14 protein-coding genes are annotated in these 15,948 nt (G+C 60.9%); 2 read left to right on the forward strand and 12 right to left on the reverse strand.

Annotated elements, in window-relative coordinates; genetic code table 11:
- Positions 1-51: 51 nt before the first annotated feature.
- The 8 genes from NML54_RS01290 to NML54_RS01320 form a co-directional block, all read right to left on the reverse strand.
- The gene (locus NML54_RS01290; RefSeq protein ID WP_254755505.1) at positions 52-993 is read right to left on the reverse strand and encodes an inositol monophosphatase family protein; all 942 of its coding nucleotides are present in this window, start codon (positions 991-993) and stop codon (positions 52-54) included.
- Between the two features lie 81 nt (positions 994-1,074).
- Positions 1,075-2,202, reverse strand: a complete 1,128-nt coding sequence (gene rsgA, locus NML54_RS01295; protein ID WP_254755506.1) for a ribosome small subunit-dependent GTPase A — start codon at positions 2,200-2,202, stop codon at positions 1,075-1,077.
- Entirely contained in the window at positions 2,203-3,714 is a 1,512-nt protein-coding gene (gene aroA / locus NML54_RS01300) for a 3-phosphoshikimate 1-carboxyvinyltransferase (protein ID WP_254755508.1), read from the reverse strand.
- A 276-nt stretch (positions 3,715-3,990) separates the two neighbouring features.
- Complete coding sequence (gene rsrA / locus NML54_RS01305) at positions 3,991-4,305, reverse strand: mycothiol system anti-sigma-R factor (RefSeq protein WP_254755510.1); 315 nt, start codon at positions 4,303-4,305, stop codon at positions 3,991-3,993.
- A gap of 88 nt (positions 4,306-4,393) precedes the next feature.
- Entirely contained in the window at positions 4,394-5,143 is a 750-nt protein-coding gene (locus NML54_RS01310) for a sigma-70 family RNA polymerase sigma factor (RefSeq protein ID WP_254755512.1), read from the reverse strand.
- A gap of 157 nt (positions 5,144-5,300) precedes the next feature.
- Positions 5,301-5,375, reverse strand: coding sequence for a 50S ribosomal protein bL37 (locus NML54_RS08935; RefSeq protein WP_095343185.1), 75 nt, complete (start codon positions 5,373-5,375; stop codon positions 5,301-5,303).
- Between the two features lie 230 nt (positions 5,376-5,605).
- Positions 5,606-6,205: a GDSL-type esterase/lipase family protein gene (locus NML54_RS01315; protein ID WP_254755513.1), complete on the reverse strand. Its 600-nt coding sequence runs from the start codon at positions 6,203-6,205 to the stop codon at positions 5,606-5,608.
- Positions 6,206-6,409: 204 nt separating this feature from the next.
- The gene (locus NML54_RS01320; RefSeq protein WP_254755514.1) at positions 6,410-10,087 is read right to left on the reverse strand and encodes a multifunctional oxoglutarate decarboxylase/oxoglutarate dehydrogenase thiamine pyrophosphate-binding subunit/dihydrolipoyllysine-residue succinyltransferase subunit; all 3,678 of its coding nucleotides are present in this window, start codon (positions 10,085-10,087) and stop codon (positions 6,410-6,412) included.
- Positions 10,088-10,677: 590 nt separating this feature from the next.
- Here NML54_RS01320 and NML54_RS01325 point away from each other — a divergent pair.
- Both NML54_RS01325 and NML54_RS01330 read left to right on the forward strand, forming a co-directional pair.
- Complete coding sequence (locus NML54_RS01325; protein ID WP_254755515.1) at positions 10,678-12,012, forward strand: hemolysin family protein; 1,335 nt, start codon at positions 10,678-10,680, stop codon at positions 12,010-12,012.
- A complete protein-coding gene (locus tag NML54_RS01330) occupies positions 12,009-13,091 on the forward strand; it encodes a hemolysin family protein (RefSeq protein WP_254755517.1) in 1,083 nt (360 codons plus the stop codon). Before NML54_RS01325 ends, NML54_RS01330 begins: the two co-directional genes overlap by 4 nt.
- A 465-nt stretch (positions 13,092-13,556) precedes the next feature.
- Here NML54_RS01330 and NML54_RS01335 read toward each other — a convergent pair whose 3' ends face one another.
- From NML54_RS01335 to NML54_RS01350, 4 genes are read right to left on the reverse strand one after another with little or no spacing between them, the layout of a single operon-like run.
- Positions 13,557-13,766 (reverse strand): phage holin, encoded by a 210-nt coding sequence (locus NML54_RS01335; protein ID WP_254755519.1) that lies wholly within the window; start codon positions 13,764-13,766, stop codon positions 13,557-13,559.
- Entirely contained in the window at positions 13,759-14,358 is a 600-nt protein-coding gene (locus tag NML54_RS01340; protein WP_254755520.1) for a peptidoglycan recognition protein family protein, read from the reverse strand. The genes NML54_RS01335 and NML54_RS01340 overlap by 8 nt, the downstream gene beginning before the upstream one ends.
- Before the next feature lie 40 nt (positions 14,359-14,398).
- Positions 14,399-14,848 (reverse strand): DUF2746 domain-containing protein, encoded by a 450-nt coding sequence (locus tag NML54_RS01345; protein ID WP_254755522.1) that lies wholly within the window; start codon positions 14,846-14,848, stop codon positions 14,399-14,401.
- On the reverse strand, positions 14,848-15,231 hold the full coding sequence (locus tag NML54_RS01350) for a hypothetical protein (protein WP_254755523.1): 384 nt from the start codon (positions 15,229-15,231) through the stop codon (positions 14,848-14,850). The genes NML54_RS01345 and NML54_RS01350 overlap by 1 nt, the downstream gene beginning before the upstream one ends.
- Positions 15,232-15,948 lie beyond the last annotated feature (717 nt).

A 15,948-nucleotide genomic window follows, 5' to 3' on the forward strand; every position in this document is an offset into this window, starting at 1 on the left:
CCCCCCCCCGCCTCGCTATATTGTCACCACTACCGGGGAAGGGAGTGCAGACTAGGATTGGGGCGCGAGCGCCTCCAGCACCTGCTGCTGGACCGCCGCCGTATTACTCGCCACCAGGGACACCGGGTGCACACCGGTGACTGAAACGCCCGCGTGCTCGGGCAAATCGCCCTCCAGGGTGGAGGCAACGCCGCCAGCCTCGCGAATCAGCGGCAGTAGCGCCGCCACCTCGTAGAAAGACAGGGATGCGTCCACGACGGTGTCTATGGCACCCTCAACGAGCATACACGCCGCCCAGAACGAACCGTACGCGCGGGAACGACCCACGCAGCCCAGAAGCTGTACGAGTTCGCCAGAGCGGTCCACAGCGCCTTCAGAGGCCGCCTTCCAGGAGGAGAGGTCGGTGTACGCGGCAGACAGCTGATCCAGCTGAGTCAGCGAAGACACCTCAAGACGAGTCGCCTGCGCCAAAGACTTACCCGTGTACGCGCCCGAACCGCGAGCAGCCCACCAGCGGCGACCCAGCGCGGGTGCAGACACCACACCCACCACCGGCTCACCCTGATCCAGCAGAGCAATCAGAGTCGCCCACACCGGCACGCCGCGGCGAAAATTATCCAGCTCCGCAATCGGCGCAATCACCCACTGACGCGCCGCCTGACCGTTATAGCCGGCATGCTCACCGGCAATACCGTCACGAGTACGCACACGCGACAGCTGCGCGTGCAGAAGCTCCTCAACCTCCTGAGCTACACCCCAGGCGTAATCGGCAGGCTCCTGCACCGGCGCCTGCAATTCCGCGGGCTGCTGAGTAGCCTGCTGCCACGGCGCCAACGGTGCCGCAGCGGGTGCCGCCTCGGCAGGCTCTACCACCTCGGATGCGGGGGAGAAGACCGGGCGGTCACGAAAACGCATGGCGCTCACACGATCGACGCTATCGGCAAGAATATGCGCAAGACGCAAATCGTCGGTGTACTGCTGGGGACGGCTCATAGTAATGCTCTTCTTCAGTATTCGGTGATGTAGTCAGCAAAAATGTGTGTGCAGTGCTGTGTGTAATACAGGGCAGAGAACCTAGACGAGAGCGCCCAGTTCCTTCTCTGAATCGCCCTCTTCAGGAGTCAACAGCAGCAGCTTACGCAAGGATTCCAGGCGAGCGGAACCGCTCTGACCGGCATGACCGGCAGCAACGTACGCCTCCAGACCGCACTCGGGAGCTTGTGCCGCGTGAGTACACGCCTTCGGGCAATTCGCCGCACCCGGCGCCAGATCCGCGAACGCCTCCACCACGGTCTCCGGCGGCACATGTGCCAGACCGAAAGAACGAATACCCGGAGTATCAATAATCCAGGTGCCCGGCTCCATCGGATCCCCATTCGCATTCACCGGACGCAACGCCAACGCCGACGAGGAAGTGTGGCGGCCACGGCCCGTCACCGCGTTCACATGACCGGTCGCACGCTCAGAGCCGGTCAGCGCATTCACCAGGGTCGACTTACCCACACCCGAATGGCCCAGAAGCACCGACACCTGACCCAGCAGCTCCTGCAGAAGCTCCTGAACCGGCGCCGACTCCAAACCGGCAGCACCCTCCTGACTCGGCGCCAAACCATCCGAAGACGAAGACAGCACAATCTTCAAACCGCTCGCCGCATAGTAATCCAGCAGGTTCTGCGGGTACCGCACATCGGTCTTCGTAATGCACAGGATCGGCTCAATCCCGGCGTCAAACGCCGCCACCACGGCACGGTCAATGAAGCCGGTGCGCGGCTCCGGGTTTGCCGCAGCAACCACAATCACCAGCTGCTGAGCATTCGCCACGACCACGCGCTCCGACGGGTCGGTGTCATCGGCACTACGGCGCAGAATCGAGGTGCGCTCGCCCAGACGCACAATGCGCGCCAGGGTATCCTTCGCGCCGGAGGTGTCACCCACCAGGTCCACAAAGTCACCGGTCACAATCGCGGTGCGGCGCAGCTCCTTAGCGCGCGCCGCAATGAGGGTACGCTCCTTCTCGGTACCCTCATCCACGACGACCGACCAGCGGCCGCGGTCCACCGTAATGACCCTACCACGAATCGCTTCTTTGAAGGTCGGGCGGTCCTTCGTGCGGGGGCGGGAGCCCTTCTTGTTCGGGCGCACGCGCACATCCGATTCATCCCATTCGGAGAAATCGCGCACGTTCATGCGGGAAGAACCCATTTAGAAGACCTCCTGGTCGGCGGTAACGTCAGAGGTGGAAGCACCGGCCTGCCATTGCGCCAGCATGTCCTCCCACATTGCGGTAAATTCGGGCATGGTCTTAGCCACGGTGGCTACGTTCTGCACCACCACATTGGGGCGGCGCAAACCAATAATTGCCGCGAAGGTTGCCATACGGTGATCATCGTAGGTGCGCGCCAGAACCGGTGTAGCCTCCGCGGTAGCGGGGATGGGCGCCTCAATCACCAGTGAATCGGCGGTGTCGTGGGCGGCACCTCCCAGACGGTTAATCTCAGCGGCGAGCGCTGCGAGGCGGTCCGTCTCATGACCGCGCAGATGCGCAATACCGGTCAGCTCAACGCGACCCTTCACGAAAGCGCAGACAGCTGCCATGGTCGGTGCCAGCTCACCACCGGCAGACAGGTCAAAGGAGAAGTCGCCCTCGGGCAGCTGCATCGGACCGGTCACGGTCAGACGGCCCTCAGCGTAGCGAACCTGCGCACCCAGCGCGGGCAGAAGCTCACGCCACATATCGCCCACCTGGGTCGTACCTGCCGAAGAATCAGCTGCGGGCGCCGGCCAGTGAGGGATAGTCACCGACTCGCCGGTAACCACGGCGGCGGCAAGGAACGGACCGGCATTCGACAGGTCCGGTTCAATGGTCATCTCAAAGCCGGGGAAAGGACCGGGATGAACCGTCCAACGGTACTCGCCGTTCTCTGCTTCGTTGCTTTGGTTCGGGTAGTGCTCCTGAACCTCGATACCCATCTGGCGTAGCGCCTCCACGGTCATCTGAATGTGCGGGATGGACGGCACCGAAGAGCCCTCGTGCACCAGCACCATGCCCTGCGGCAGGCGAGGTGCCATCAGCAACAGCGCCGAAACGAACTGGGATGACGTCGAAGCATCAATACGAACCACGGGCGCCTCAGAGACACCCTCTGCGTTCGCCAGACCGGGGGAGCGCAGCACGAAGGGCAGAGCGTTCTCGCCCTGCTCACAATCCACCTGCACACCCAGCTGCCGCAGACCCTCCAGAACCGGACCCATCGGACGCTGACGAGCGTGCGGGTCACCGTCAAAAGCGAACTCACCCGGCAGCAGCGCCGCCAGGGCGGGCACAAAACGCATCACGGTACCGGCAAGGCCGCACTCAATCGACACGGTGCGCGACTGAGCGGAATCGGACTGAGCCTGTGCGGAATGCGCTTCCACAAAGCTCAGGGGAGTGACCTTAACATCCGGACCGAACGGCGAATCGCTCGGCACCAGCTCAATACCCGCACCCAGCTGGCGCAACGCCTCAATCATCAGCGCTGAATCGCGCGAATGCAACGGCGCACGCAAATACGAGGGGGAATCAGCTAGAGCCGCAAGCAACAGATAACGGTTCGTGAGCGACTTAGAACCCGGAATATGCACTAGCGCGTTCTTGCCAGCAGCTTCGCTGGAGGCGGGTGCCAGGGGAGCGGGCCAATCACCGGGGGAAAGCTGCACTGCTGCGTCGCTCATACATCCTCTTCTGGTTCAAATCAGGGGGATGGCGCAGACTCAGAGACGCTGCGCCGGTTGATGTCTACCCCTATTCTACCGGTTGAGGGTTTGCGAGCTACTGAGGGATTCAGTGATGAGATAGGCAAGGCAACCAGGCAACACGGACCAGACAGCGCAAACTAGACAGCGCGAACCAACCAATACGAGTGAAGGCGGCATACCGTCATTGATGCACCGCCTTCACTCATCATCAGATGTCTGTACCCCCCCAGCGGGGCAACAGCTCGGGGCAGCTTAGAGGTTAGCCTCGGCGCAGAACTTCTGCACATCCTGCAGCAGACGCGCCTTCAGCTGCTTGGGCGCCTGCTGAGCGCACGAAGAACGCATTTTCTCACGAATCATCAGTTCAAAGTCCTTCACATCCGCGCACTCGGGGCAGGCATCCAGATGCGCCTGAACCCTGCGCAGCTGCTCGGGGCTCAGCTCCCTATCGAGGAATTCGTAGAGGCGCTTGAGGGCCGCAGAGCAGGGCTGGCCGCCGCAATCCTCCAGCGGCTCAGAAGTCGCGGAGGCTTCGGGGACAGAAGAATTCTTGTCTGTGCTTGACATAGGGGTTCCTTTCACACGGAAGGTATAAAGCGTTAGGGGAGTCTAGTCCCAACCTCATGGGAGCTAGCTCACGTGTAGAAGAGCGAATCTAAGATTCTGCGGGCGCCTCAGAGCCAGAGCCCGCCGGCGGGGACTTTACGCCCTTGGCTGCCTTAGCGTTCTTAGTGCCCTTGGTAGCCTTTGCTGGCTGCGCCTTAGCGCTCGCCTTCGGGGCAGTTTTCGCCCCAGCCTTCGCTTCTACCCTTGCGATGGTCGACGGGCGCAGACCGTTCTCACGCGCATAATCGAGCAGCTTCTCACGCAGAATACGGCGGCCACGGTGTAGGCGAGACATCACCGTGCCCAGAGGGATATCCAGAATCTCCGCAATATCCTTGTACGCGAAACCCTCCACATCGGAGTAGTACACCACCATGCGGAAGTCCTCAGACAGCTCGTTCAGAGCCTCACGAACCTCCGTATTCGGCAGGGCCCTCAGTGCCTCCGCCTCGGCAGAACGCAGACCCACCGCATCATGCTTACCGGCCTGAGCCAGCTGCCAATCCTCCACCGTCTCACCCTGAGACTGCTGCGGCTCACGCTGACGCTTACGGTACAAATTGATGTAGGTATTCGTCAGGATGCGGTACAGCCACGCCTTCAGGTTTGTACCCTCGGTGAACTGGTGGTACGCGGCAAAAGCCTTCATGTAGGTTTCCTGCACCAGGTCTTCAGCATCGGCAGAGTTGCGGCTCATCCGCAGCGCGGCAGCGTAGAGCTGATCCACATACTGCATAGCGTCCGCGGTAAAGCGTTCGCGCAGCTCGTGGGTATCCGCTGCGGTGTTGGTTTCAGCCATGTTTCTCCTCTACAGGAACGCGCTAGGCGTTCGCTTCCATAACGTAGAATTCTTCTCTTTATTCCGCAGAATGCGCACAAACATCTGCGGGTAAAGCAAAACCCCGGGTCCGAATAATATCCGAAACGCCGGGGTTTTAAAGTGTATGCAAGATACCTTATGCGTTGGGGCGCTTACCGTGGTTTGCGCCGCCCTTACGACGGTCCTTGCGCTTACGACCGCGCTTGCTCATCAGAGCCTCCTTATAGTGTTCATGGATGCACGCCCCACCTTCGCGGTGCGCGCTCCCTATTACCTGCCCTAGCAGAGGCGGTCACCGAAAACCGGTGCTCCACGCTATAAGGGCAACGCCGTCTATTTTTTCATAGAAACGGCATGATTGCATCTTGGAACCGGGATATGAGCTAAAAAACACGAACTTTCTTTGCAACAGCTCACAACCCCAGCCGGGGGAGCGGGCTCTTAGCCGTGCTCAGGAATGTTCAGCCAGTTGTACCAGCCGCGGTGCAGAACCAGCCACGCCATCAGACCGTAACCGGACTGGCCCGGGCGGCCGTCATTCGCGGCAAGGTCGTTGCGCCACTGCTCGTGGTGAAGCAGCGGGTTGAACGTATCCACATACACGTGGTTACGGCGGGTCACCACATCCGCGTACGCCGCCGACAGGTCAGCGATACGGCGGTTACGCTCAGCGTCCAGGGTCGGCGGCGGACCAACAACCAGAACCTTAATGTTGTTCTGCGACGCCATGTCCACAATGTTCGCCAGGTTCAAACGGGAACGAGCGCTGGTCAGACCTAAATCAATGTCAAAGGTCGACGGAGCAATAATGAGGCGGTTATCAGCACCGGGAACGAAGCGGCGGCGCGCCTCCTCGAACCAGCGTGCATTCAGCTGCTCGCTACCTTCATTGGGGGCGGCAAGGTTATATGCCGCAATGGATACGGTGGTCTGCGGGGTGCGCGCCATAACGCGGCCAAACCAGCCGAGGGTACGGGGGTCGCCAACACCGGCGAGCAGGTCATCGCCGACTGCCACAATTCGAATATTGCGTTGCTCCACGGAATTCTTTCTTCAGCAGGATGCGCCCGCCGTGAGAGGCGGCAAGGCACGTGAGTAATAGTCTTCATATCTAGGATAAGCGCTCTTGACCCTCTTTTCGAACTTAATACCCTCTCCGGTAAACATCCGAGACTAAAAAACCCGTCTTCCCGTTAGAAACATCTGACGGGAAGACGGGTTTTGAAGAGCTAAAACCTTAGCGGTTTAGCCTTCGAAGACCTGCTTGAGCAGAGCCTCAGCCTCAGCTGCGTGCAGCTTACCGGTACCGGCAGCCGGGGAAGCAGCTGCGGAGCGGGAAGCAAGACGCATACGGCGGTCGATCAGCGGCTGCAGGTTGAGAGCCATGAACGGCCACTGACCCTGGTTAGCAGGCTCGTCCTGAGCCCACACAATGTCGGTAGCGTTCGAGTACAGAGCCAGCTGCTCCTTGATTTCCTGCTCGGGCAGCGGGTACAGCTGCTCCACCGAGACAATAGCGGTCTTGGTGTCGCCGCGACGCTCGCGCTCAGCTTCCAGATCGTAGTAGAGACGGCCGGATACGAAGACCACACGCTCAACCTGAGCCGGGCTGATACCCGAACGGTCACCAATCACCGGCTGGAACGAACCCTCGGTGAAGTCCTCGATGGAGGACGCAGCAGCCTTCAGACGCAGCAGCTGCTTGGGGCTGATCACCACGAGCGGCTTGTACGGACGGTGCTGAGAGTGGCGACGCAGCAGGTGGAAGTGCGAAGCCGGGGTCGAGGGGCAAGCAACAGTCATGTTGTTCTCAGCGCACAGCTGCAGGTAACGCTCAACACGAGCCGAGGAGTGGTCAGGACCCTGACCCTCGTAGCCGTGAGGAAGCAGCATAACCAGCGAGGAGCGCTGGCCCCACTTCTGCTCGGAGGAAGACACAAACTCATCAATGATGGTCTGAGCACCGTTCGCGAAGTCACCGAACTGAGCCTCCCACACCACGAGCGAGTCAGGGCGCTCCACCGAGTAGCCGTACTCGAAGCCGAGAACACCGTACTCAGAGAGGAAGGAGTTGTAGATACGGAACTTGCCCTGGTCCTCAGAGAGGTGCTCCAGCGGTGACCACTCTTCATCAGTGATGTGGTCGTGCAGAACAGCGTGACGCTGAACGAAGGTACCGCGCTGAACGTCCTGACCGCTCATACGAACGTCGGTGCCCTCCATCAGCAGCGAACCGAAGGCGAGCAGTTCGCCCATACCCCAGTTCACGTTGCCGGTACGGCCCATCTCAACGCGCTGCTCCATGAGCTTCTTCAGCTTCTTGTGGACGGTGAAGCCCTCGGGAGCCTTACCGAACGCATCAGCGATGTGCTGCAGAGTCTCACGGGAGATTGCAGTCTTACCGGCGTGAACGACCTCGGTGTTCTGCTGGGATGCGGGCAGTTCCAGACCGGAAACATGCGCGCCAGCAGGAGCCGGTGCCGAAGACTGAGTCTCGACGAAGATAGCGTCCAGCTTCGAGTGGTAGGAGTCCAGAACTTCGTCTGCCTCTTCCTGAGAGACATCGCCACGACCGACCAGGTCCTGTGCGTACAGGGTGCGGGTCGAGGGCAGGACGTCAATATCCTGGTACATCTTCGGCTGGGTCATCGACGGATCATCAGCCTCGTTGTGCCCGCGGCGGCGGTAGCAAATCAGGTCAATGACAATGTCGCTACCGAAGCGCTCACGGTACTCGAATGCCAGGCGTGCGGCGCGAACCACTGCGTCCGGGTCATCAGCGTTGACGTGGAAGACCGGAGCCTTGGTCATACGCGCAATGTCGGAGGCGTGGGTTGCGGTGCGGCCGTCGTTCGGCAGGGTGGTGAAGCCAATCTGGTTGTTCACCACAACGTGTACGGTGCCGCCGGTGGTGTACGCACGCAGGCCAGCCATCTGCAGGGTCTCCATGACGATACCCTGGCCAGCGAACGCTGCGTCACCGTGAATCAGAATCGGCAGGACCGGGTGGCCCTCAACGCCCTGCTCGCGGTAGACGTCCTGCTTAGCGCGGACGATACCCTCGAGCACGGTGTTTGCAGCCTCAAGGTGCGAGGGGTTAGCAGCCACGTAAACCTGGGTCTGCTTACCGGATTCGGAGGTGAAGACACCCTCGGTACCGAGGTGGTACTTCACGTCACCGGAGCCACCCTCGTAGGGTGCTGCGGTGCCGGAGAACTCACGGAAAATCTGAGCGTAGGACTTACCAGCAATGTTGGTCAGCACGTTCAGACGACCGCGGTGTGCCATACCAATGGCAACGCCCTTCAGATCGTTGTTAGCGGCCTTGTCCAGAACAGCGTCCAGCAGCGGAATCAGGGACTCGCCGCCCTCCAGGGAGAAGCGCTTCTGACCCAGGTACTTGGTCTGCAGGAAGTTCTCGAATGCCTCAGCCTCAACCAGCTTGGAGAGAACACGCAGCTGCTCCTCGCGGGTGGGCTTAGCAACACCGCGTTCCAGGCGCTCCTGGAACCATGCGCGAACCTCGGAATCCTCAGAGTACATGTACTCAACGGACAGGGAACCGGAGTATGCCTCGTGCAGGCGCTCCAGGATGGTGCGCAGCGGCAGACGCTCGGAACCGCCGAAGCCACCGGTCGGGTAGACGCGGTCCAGATCCCACAGGGTCAGGCCGTAGTTCTCCAGCTTCAGGTCCGGGTGCGAACGCATCTTGTAACCAACGGGGTTGGTTGCTGCGGTCAGGTGGCCGTGCACGCGGTAAGCGTGAATCAGCTGCTGGATACGTGCAACCTTGGAAATTTCCTGAGCGTCATCGACGTGGTTGTCGCGTGCCCAACGAACCGGCTCGAAAGGAACCTTCAGGTCGCGGAAGATTGCGTCGTAGAAGTCGTCGCCGCCGAGCAGGTAGTGCTCAACCAGCTTCAGGAACTCACCAGAACCTGCACCCTGAATGACGCGGTGGTCGTAGGTGCTGGTCAGGGTGATGATCTTGGACAGACCCTGCTGGGTGATGAGCTTCTCGGACAGACCGCGGAACTCAGCCGGGTACTCCAGCGCACCCACACCGATGATGGCTGCCTGGCCCTTGGAGAGACGGGGCACCGAGTGGACGGTACCGATACCACCGGGGTTGGTCAGCGAAACAGTGGTGCCGCGGAAGTCCTCAACAGTCAGCGCACCGTTACGGCCGCGCTTAACGATGTCGTTGTACGCATCCCAGAACTCACGGAATCTCAGCTTCTCAGCACCCTTGAGGTTCGGAACGACCAGGTTACGGGAACCATCGGGGCGGGGCAGGTCAATAGCCAGACCAAAGTTCACGTGCGCGTTGTGGATCGCAACGGGCTTGCCCTTCTCATCCACGCCGTAGGTCACGTTCATCGAAGGCATCGCCGCCACTGCGCGAATTACTGCGTAACCAATCAGGTGGGTGAAGGAGACCTTGCCACCGCGGGTGCTTGCCAGGTACTTGTTGATGGCAGCACGGTTCTCAATGAGCAGCTTTGCGGGGACCGCACGAACGGTGGTTGCGGTGGGGACAGTCAGCGACTCTTCCATGGTCGTGACGACTGCCTTAGCAGGGCCGCGGAGGGGGACAATCTTGTCTTCAGCAGGTTCCACAGTTTCAGCCTTCTGAGTAGCAACGGGAGGGGTGGGGTTAGCAGGCGCAACCGCAGGCTTCGGTGCCGCGGGGGCGGGAGTTGCTACAGGTGCGGCAGGTGCAGCCGGTGCGGCGGGTGCCGCAGCAGGAGCTGCACTAGCGGTACCGGCGCCTCCCAGCGCCTTATCGATGGTCTCAAAAATGGGCCACCATGAAGGGTCCACGAGGTTCTTGTCCTTCTGGTAACGCTCGTACTGTTCTTCAACGAACCATTCGTTACCGGCAAATTCCTCAGGAACCAGATGTTCTGGCAGATTTGGCACGTTAAACGCCTCTTCCAATTAGTGTGAATTTATCCGTCGCGTCCGGGACTCTCCCCGGCATAGACGACCCGCGTCTTCGAGGGGCGAATCATCACGCTGAGCATGTGCGCATCGCCTTTGGTGGCTGTTGCCTGTGCGGGGTATGCACCGTACCAACCTGCCTAGCGTGCCGTGAACGTCGGGGTTCATCCGCTTGCATGGCGGCACACTCATGCTCCTACGTATAAGTGTAAAGAGAAGCACGGTGAACTTTCCAGCTCATCGCGCTATATCCGCAATGCAATTTTTCACTCTTGCTAATTCGCAATGAGCCGCGTGCGCACCAAGTGCAGTCTTGCACTTGTGAGCAGGCACTCTAAGGCGCCTGGAAGAGACGAAACCTTCGCTAAAATATTGGGTATGGATGACCCTTTGAGTAAGACTCTGACTACTAGCCAACGTAGAATACTGCCAGCACACGCTGCACCCCATGGCATCAGTACACCCGAAAATAATCCCTCCTCGGGTGCTCAGCATCTGGACAGATTGCCTGCTGAATCTCTACTCCAGAACCAGCACAGCGCAAACCACCCCGCGGAGGCGGTGACCGCGTGGATCTGATGCTCCTACTCATCGGCCTGCTCCTCATCCTGGGTACCGGCTTCTTCGTCGCCGTAGAGTTCTCCCTCGTAGCACTCGAAACCGCGACCGTGCAGCAGGCAAAGGACTCCGGCGATAAAGCCGCCGACGCCGTCCTGCGCTGCCTCAAAACCCTTTCCACTCAGCTGTCCAGCTGCCAGATCGGCATCACCATCACCACGCTGCTGACCGGCTACACTCTCGATTCCGCCATCAAAGCGCTCACTACCGGTGTTATCAACAGCCTGGGGTTGCCCAGCAGCGTGACCGATATGCTCACCCTGCTGCTGGCAATGCTCATCGCAACCCTGCTGTCCATGGTTGTCGGTGAGCTGCTGCCCAAGGGCCTCGCCATCGCCGAACCCTACGCTGTGGCACGCCGAGTCGCCCCCGCACAGCTGGCATTCACTCGCGTCATGTCCCCGCTCGTGCGTCTCATGAACGGCTCCGCCAACTGGATCCTTGGACGCTTCGGCATGGAAGCCAAAGAAGAACTCTCCGCCGCACGCACCCCAGAAGAGCTCTCCTCCATGGTGCGCCGCTCCGCAGAAGAAGGCACCCTCGACTCCGACGCGGCACGCTTCGTGGACCGCACCCTGCGCTTCTCCGAGCTGACTGCCTCCGAAGTAATGACCCCGCGCGGCCAGGTCGCCATGCTCGAAGACACCGCCCCCGTTGCCGAAGTCATCAAGCTGGCACGCTCCACCGGTCACTCCCGATTCCCCCTCTACAAGGGCGACCACGACAACATCGTGGGTGTCGTACACGTGAAGAAGGCGGTCGGTGTGCCCCCGGAGGTTCGCGAAACCCTCGAAGCCGGCGCCCTCGCAGAAGACGTGCTACAGGTCCCCGAAACCCTGCACCTGGATGCGCTACTCACCCAGCTACGCCAGGGTGCCCTGCAGCTCGCCGTGGTCCTCGACGAATACGGCGGAACCGCCGGCATCGCAACCCTCGAAGACCTCGTCGAAGAAATCGTCGGCGAAGTCTCCGACGAACACGACCGCGGCCGCACCGAACGCCCCCTACGCTACGGCAACGGCGACTGGGTGTTCTCCGGTCTGCGCCGCCCCGACGAAATCAACACTCTCATCCCCGGGCTTGAGATTGAGGAAAGCCCCGAATACGAAACCGTCGGCGGCTTCATGATGGAACGGCTCGGTCGCATCCCCGAAGTAGGCGACAGTGTCCCCGTACCCGGCGGTACCCTGCGCGTGGACACCCTCGAAGGCCGCCGCGTGGACCGCATCCGATTCACCCCCGCACCTAGCGCACAGGAACAGACCGAGAAGGGAGGCAACGCATGAATGACTGGGTAGCCATCGCATTGCTCGTCATCCTGCTCGCCGGAAACGCCTTCTTCGTCGCCGGTGAATTCGCCATCATGTCCACCCGACGAGCACAAATCGAACCGCTCGCCGAAGAAGGCAATAAGCGAGCACAGACCGTCATCTACGCGCTAGAAAACGTCTCGCTCATGCTCGCCACCTGCCAGTTGGGCATCACCATCTGCTCCCTTCTGATTCTGAACGTCTCAGAACCGGCGCTGCACCACATGCTGGAGGCGCCCCTGCACCTGGTCGGCCTGCCCCACGCAATCGTGGACGTGCTCGCCTTTGGGATCACCCTGATCCTGGTCACCTACCTGCACGTGATCTTCGGCGAGATGGTTCCCAAGAACGCCGCCGTGACCCTCGCCGTCCGCGGTGTGGCTCTCTGGATTGTGCCGACCCTGGTGACCTTCTCCAAGATCTTCGCCCCCGTGGTCGCCCTGCTGAACAACCTGTCCAATAAGCTGCTAGCGCTTATGAAGGTCGAAGCGAAGGACGAAGTCGCCTCCACCTTCACCCTGGGTGAGCTGCAGACCATCGTGGCAACCTCAACCGCGGAAGGCACTGTGGAAGACGACGCCGGCGTGATTGAAAGTGCCCTCGAATTCACCGAGAAGGACGTCTACGAAATCATGGTACCCGGCGATAAGCTCGTCACCCTGCCCTTCGGCAGCACCCCCGCCGAATTGGAACACGCCGTGGCACGTAGCGGCTACTCACGCTTCGTCATTACCGACAGCGACGGAACCTACATGGGCTACCTGCATGTGAAGGACGCCCTCGCCATCACCCCCGAACGGTTCGAGGAGCCCTTCCCCTGGTACAAGCTACGCTCCCTGGACACGCTCACCCCGACCACCGATATTGACGATGCGCTCGCCTCCATGCAGCGCAGCCGAACCCATATCGCGCAGGTTATGGACGAACAGGGTGTAACCCTCGGCGTGGTCTTCCTCGAAGACGTGCTGGAGGAGCTCGTTGGTGAAATCAACGACACCACCCAGGATGCGGTGCGTGAGCGTGTACGCCGCCAGCAGGCACGCGAAGCCCAGTAATAAGCCCAGTAATAAGCCCAGTAGCCGCATCGTGATATACCCCAAATAAAACAGGGAAATCTTGAACACACAGCCCGCCCGGTGCCCTCGTCAAGGAGGGTGCGGGGCGGGATGTTTTGCGGTCAAAAACGGCTTATGGATGCACCCAAGGGACAGTCTCAGGCGGCGGGATGAAGCGGCAGTATAAAGTAGCGGTGGGGGAGCGCAGTAGGCTGAGCTAACTATCCCTGCTACATAAGCTTCCAACAGGGAAAATGAGCTGCCCAACACCACCCAAATGACACCAATAAAGAGATGTTCACTATTGCGCTTTCTTCCCCCGTAATTTCAAGGGTTAGGTGGTGTTATAGGTGGATAGGTCACTATTTACTCACTACTTTGGGTACAAAAAAGAAGCCCGCCCCTCCCAACCCCACAACAAGGGGGAAGGAAGGAGCGGGCTTCTTAACGTGTCAGGGAGCCATGTTACGACTCGCCAGGCGGGGCGTCATCATTGGGGGCGCGGACAGGGGTATGCGCCGCAGCCACACCCGGCACCAACACCGCACCCAACAGGGCAACCCACAGCGACACCTTATTCGCATCCAACGCACCATAGGCAACCAGCAGCGGCAAAGCAACCACCGCCACCCGGTAGATCCAGCCGCGCACGGTAGGGGTAAGCCAGCTAAACATCGAGGGTCTCCCCAAGCTGCTTACCAGCCTCCACAGCCTCCCGCAGCTGCTTATCCAGCTCTGCGAACTCGGCACGGATACGCTCCACATCCACGGCAGGCAGCGGCGCGGGGACATTCTCAACGCCGCTCTCGACCTTGCCCTCCTTGATTGCGTTCACGCGGTCGATAAGGCGGTCCAACTGGTCGTACCAGCGGCCAGGGCAAGCCGTGTTGAAGAAGTCCTTGTGACCATGGATGTAGAAGCTGCGGCCGTAGTAGGTTTCGATATCGGCGATGACCTGGGCGACGGTCTCGAAATCCTCCGCAGACATCTCCGGGCGGCACTCGATGCCGATGCTGCGCTGGTTTGCCGGCCAATTGCCTGCATGCCAGGCGATGTCCTTAATTTCGACGAGCTGGGCGCAGCGGCCTGCCTCCACCACAAAATGTGCGGAGGTGCCGGGGCCGCCGGCGAAGAAGTTACAGACGTCTTCAAAGCGCTGGCCGTCGTTACCCCAGTGATGGATCACGATAGTATCGATATCGTTAATGGTGCGGTTGGCGGCGGTGAAGCTGCCCGCGTCCCAGTGGGTAATGTCCTCGTACTTCACAGTATCTCCTTAAAATAGGGAAACCCCCAACGGGTGGGGGTTATGTGTCTTTCTTGTTGGCCTGGCACTCGGTGCGCCCTGCACGTTCCAGCGATTCGATCCTGTCCATGCTCGAATCGTGCCGCTTCCTGGCGTGCCGCATCTCATCCCGCAGCCCGCCGATATCGCGCCGGAAATCGGCATGTTCGGCGCGTGCCGTCTCAAAATCGTTCGCAAGCACTTCCAGCCTATCCAGCACACGAATGAGCTGGGTGTTTGTCTCCTCCTGCTTGGCGAGCACCCTGTCGAGGTCATCGCGCAGGTTCGTCTCATGGCTGTTGGTGGTCTGCTCCTTGATGGAGCGCACCTTGGCGTTCAGACGCTCCCATTGCGGGGCACCCCACTTAAGCCAGACAATCAGCAGGGAGAAGAGCACAGCTCCGACTGAGACGACGGCTTGGATGATGCCGTCCAGCACCGGGTGCCCGATGCGGGGAATCTCCGGCAACATCACCGCGCATACTCTCCCACGGTGATGGGGTCTGAGGAGTTCGGCGCCTTGAAGAGAACACCGATGGCGTACATGATGTACTCATCCGTCACGCGGGCCGGGTCCGCACCAGGAGAAGCGAGCGCAGCACGCTTGGCATTCAGCTCGGCCTGCGCCTCATCCAGTGCAGCCACAGCCTTGGCATGCTCAGCGACGGCGTAGGCGTGTACGTCTGCGATGGTCTGGGCGGAGCCTGCCCCTGCGGGCAGGGAGACGAGTAGCCCAATGTTTGCCTCCACGGAGTGCTGCGCGTTGGGGATGCGCTGGCGCTGGGCGGCCTGGGTGGCGCGCTTGAGCAGGTCGGCGTCCTGGGAGGCAGCGAGTTCTTGTGCGATGGTAGCCATGTCTGGTTACCTTCCTTTCTTCGAAGTGAATATTTTTGTCGTGCCCGCTCCGTGTTTAGGCTGGGGTGCCTGGTAGCACGGTCGGGAACGGGTCGGAGGCTGGGTAGATGAGCATGCCGCACCGCAGATGGGTGCGGTTTTGTGGGGAAAGGTCGAGGTTTCCGCGGCGCCAGATGATACGACTCAGGTCACTCTTTGAATGAAGCAGGATGATGCCTCGGGATTCTCCATCGTCGGCGACCACGGGGGCTAGTACAGGCTGCACGGACTGCCACCCGGGCGGGACGGTCGTGACAAGACGAATTCTTTCCCCCATCTCCCTGTATGCGGCATCTTTGATGTCGGGGCGGTCGTGAATGGTGATGGTGTCCCAGGCGCCGCCGCGGGCGGCGACGATGCACCAGTCTCCGACGCGGCGGTAGAAGAGGCTTCCGGCAGCGAGGGCGGGAGATTGCACGCGCCGCCACCCGGTATCGCGCTGGGCTGCCCCTGATGCGAGGCTTTGGACAAGTGCGGTTGCTTCCGCGTCCAGCCCGCCAGGGTCGCCCTTGGGTCCGGGCTCACCACGTTCACCGGGGTCCCCCTTGGGTCCGGGCTCACCAGGGTCCCCCTTGGGGCCAGGCTCGCCACGCTCACCACGCTCACCAGGGTCCCCCTTGGGACCAGGCTCGCCACGCTCACCACGCTCACCAGGGTCCCCCTTGGGACCAGGCTCGC

It is taken from the genome of Rothia gullae (genome assembly GCF_024294905.1).
In the GTDB taxonomy this organism is placed as follows: domain Bacteria; phylum Actinomycetota; class Actinomycetes; order Actinomycetales; family Micrococcaceae; genus Rothia.

What these genes read in the sequence shown, in the direction of transcription:
- NML54_RS01350 (WP_254755523.1), bottom strand. Translation starts at nt 15,231, where the DNA reads ATGGCTACCATCGCACAAGAACTCGCTGCCTCCCAGGACGCCGACCTG.
- NML54_RS01310 (WP_254755512.1), bottom strand. Translation starts at nt 5,143, where the DNA reads ATGGCTGAAACCAACACCGCAGCGGATACCCACGAGCTGCGCGAACGC.
- aroA (WP_254755508.1), bottom strand. Translation starts at nt 3,714, where the DNA reads ATGAGCGACGCAGCAGTGCAGCTTTCCCCCGGTGATTGGCCCGCTCCC.
- NML54_RS01345 (WP_254755522.1), bottom strand. Translation starts at nt 14,848, where the DNA reads ATGTTGCCGGAGATTCCCCGCATCGGGCACCCGGTGCTGGACGGCATC.
- rsrA (WP_254755510.1), bottom strand. Translation starts at nt 4,305, where the DNA reads ATGTCAAGCACAGACAAGAATTCTTCTGTCCCCGAAGCCTCCGCGACT.
- NML54_RS01290 (WP_254755505.1), bottom strand. Translation starts at nt 993, where the DNA reads ATGAGCCGTCCCCAGCAGTACACCGACGATTTGCGTCTTGCGCATATT.
- rsgA (WP_254755506.1), bottom strand. Translation starts at nt 2,202, where the DNA reads ATGGGTTCTTCCCGCATGAACGTGCGCGATTTCTCCGAATGGGATGAA.
- NML54_RS01335 (WP_254755519.1), bottom strand. Translation starts at nt 13,766, where the DNA reads ATGTTTAGCTGGCTTACCCCTACCGTGCGCGGCTGGATCTACCGGGTG.
- NML54_RS01330 (WP_254755517.1), top strand. Translation starts at nt 12,009, where the DNA reads ATGAATGACTGGGTAGCCATCGCATTGCTCGTCATCCTGCTCGCCGGA.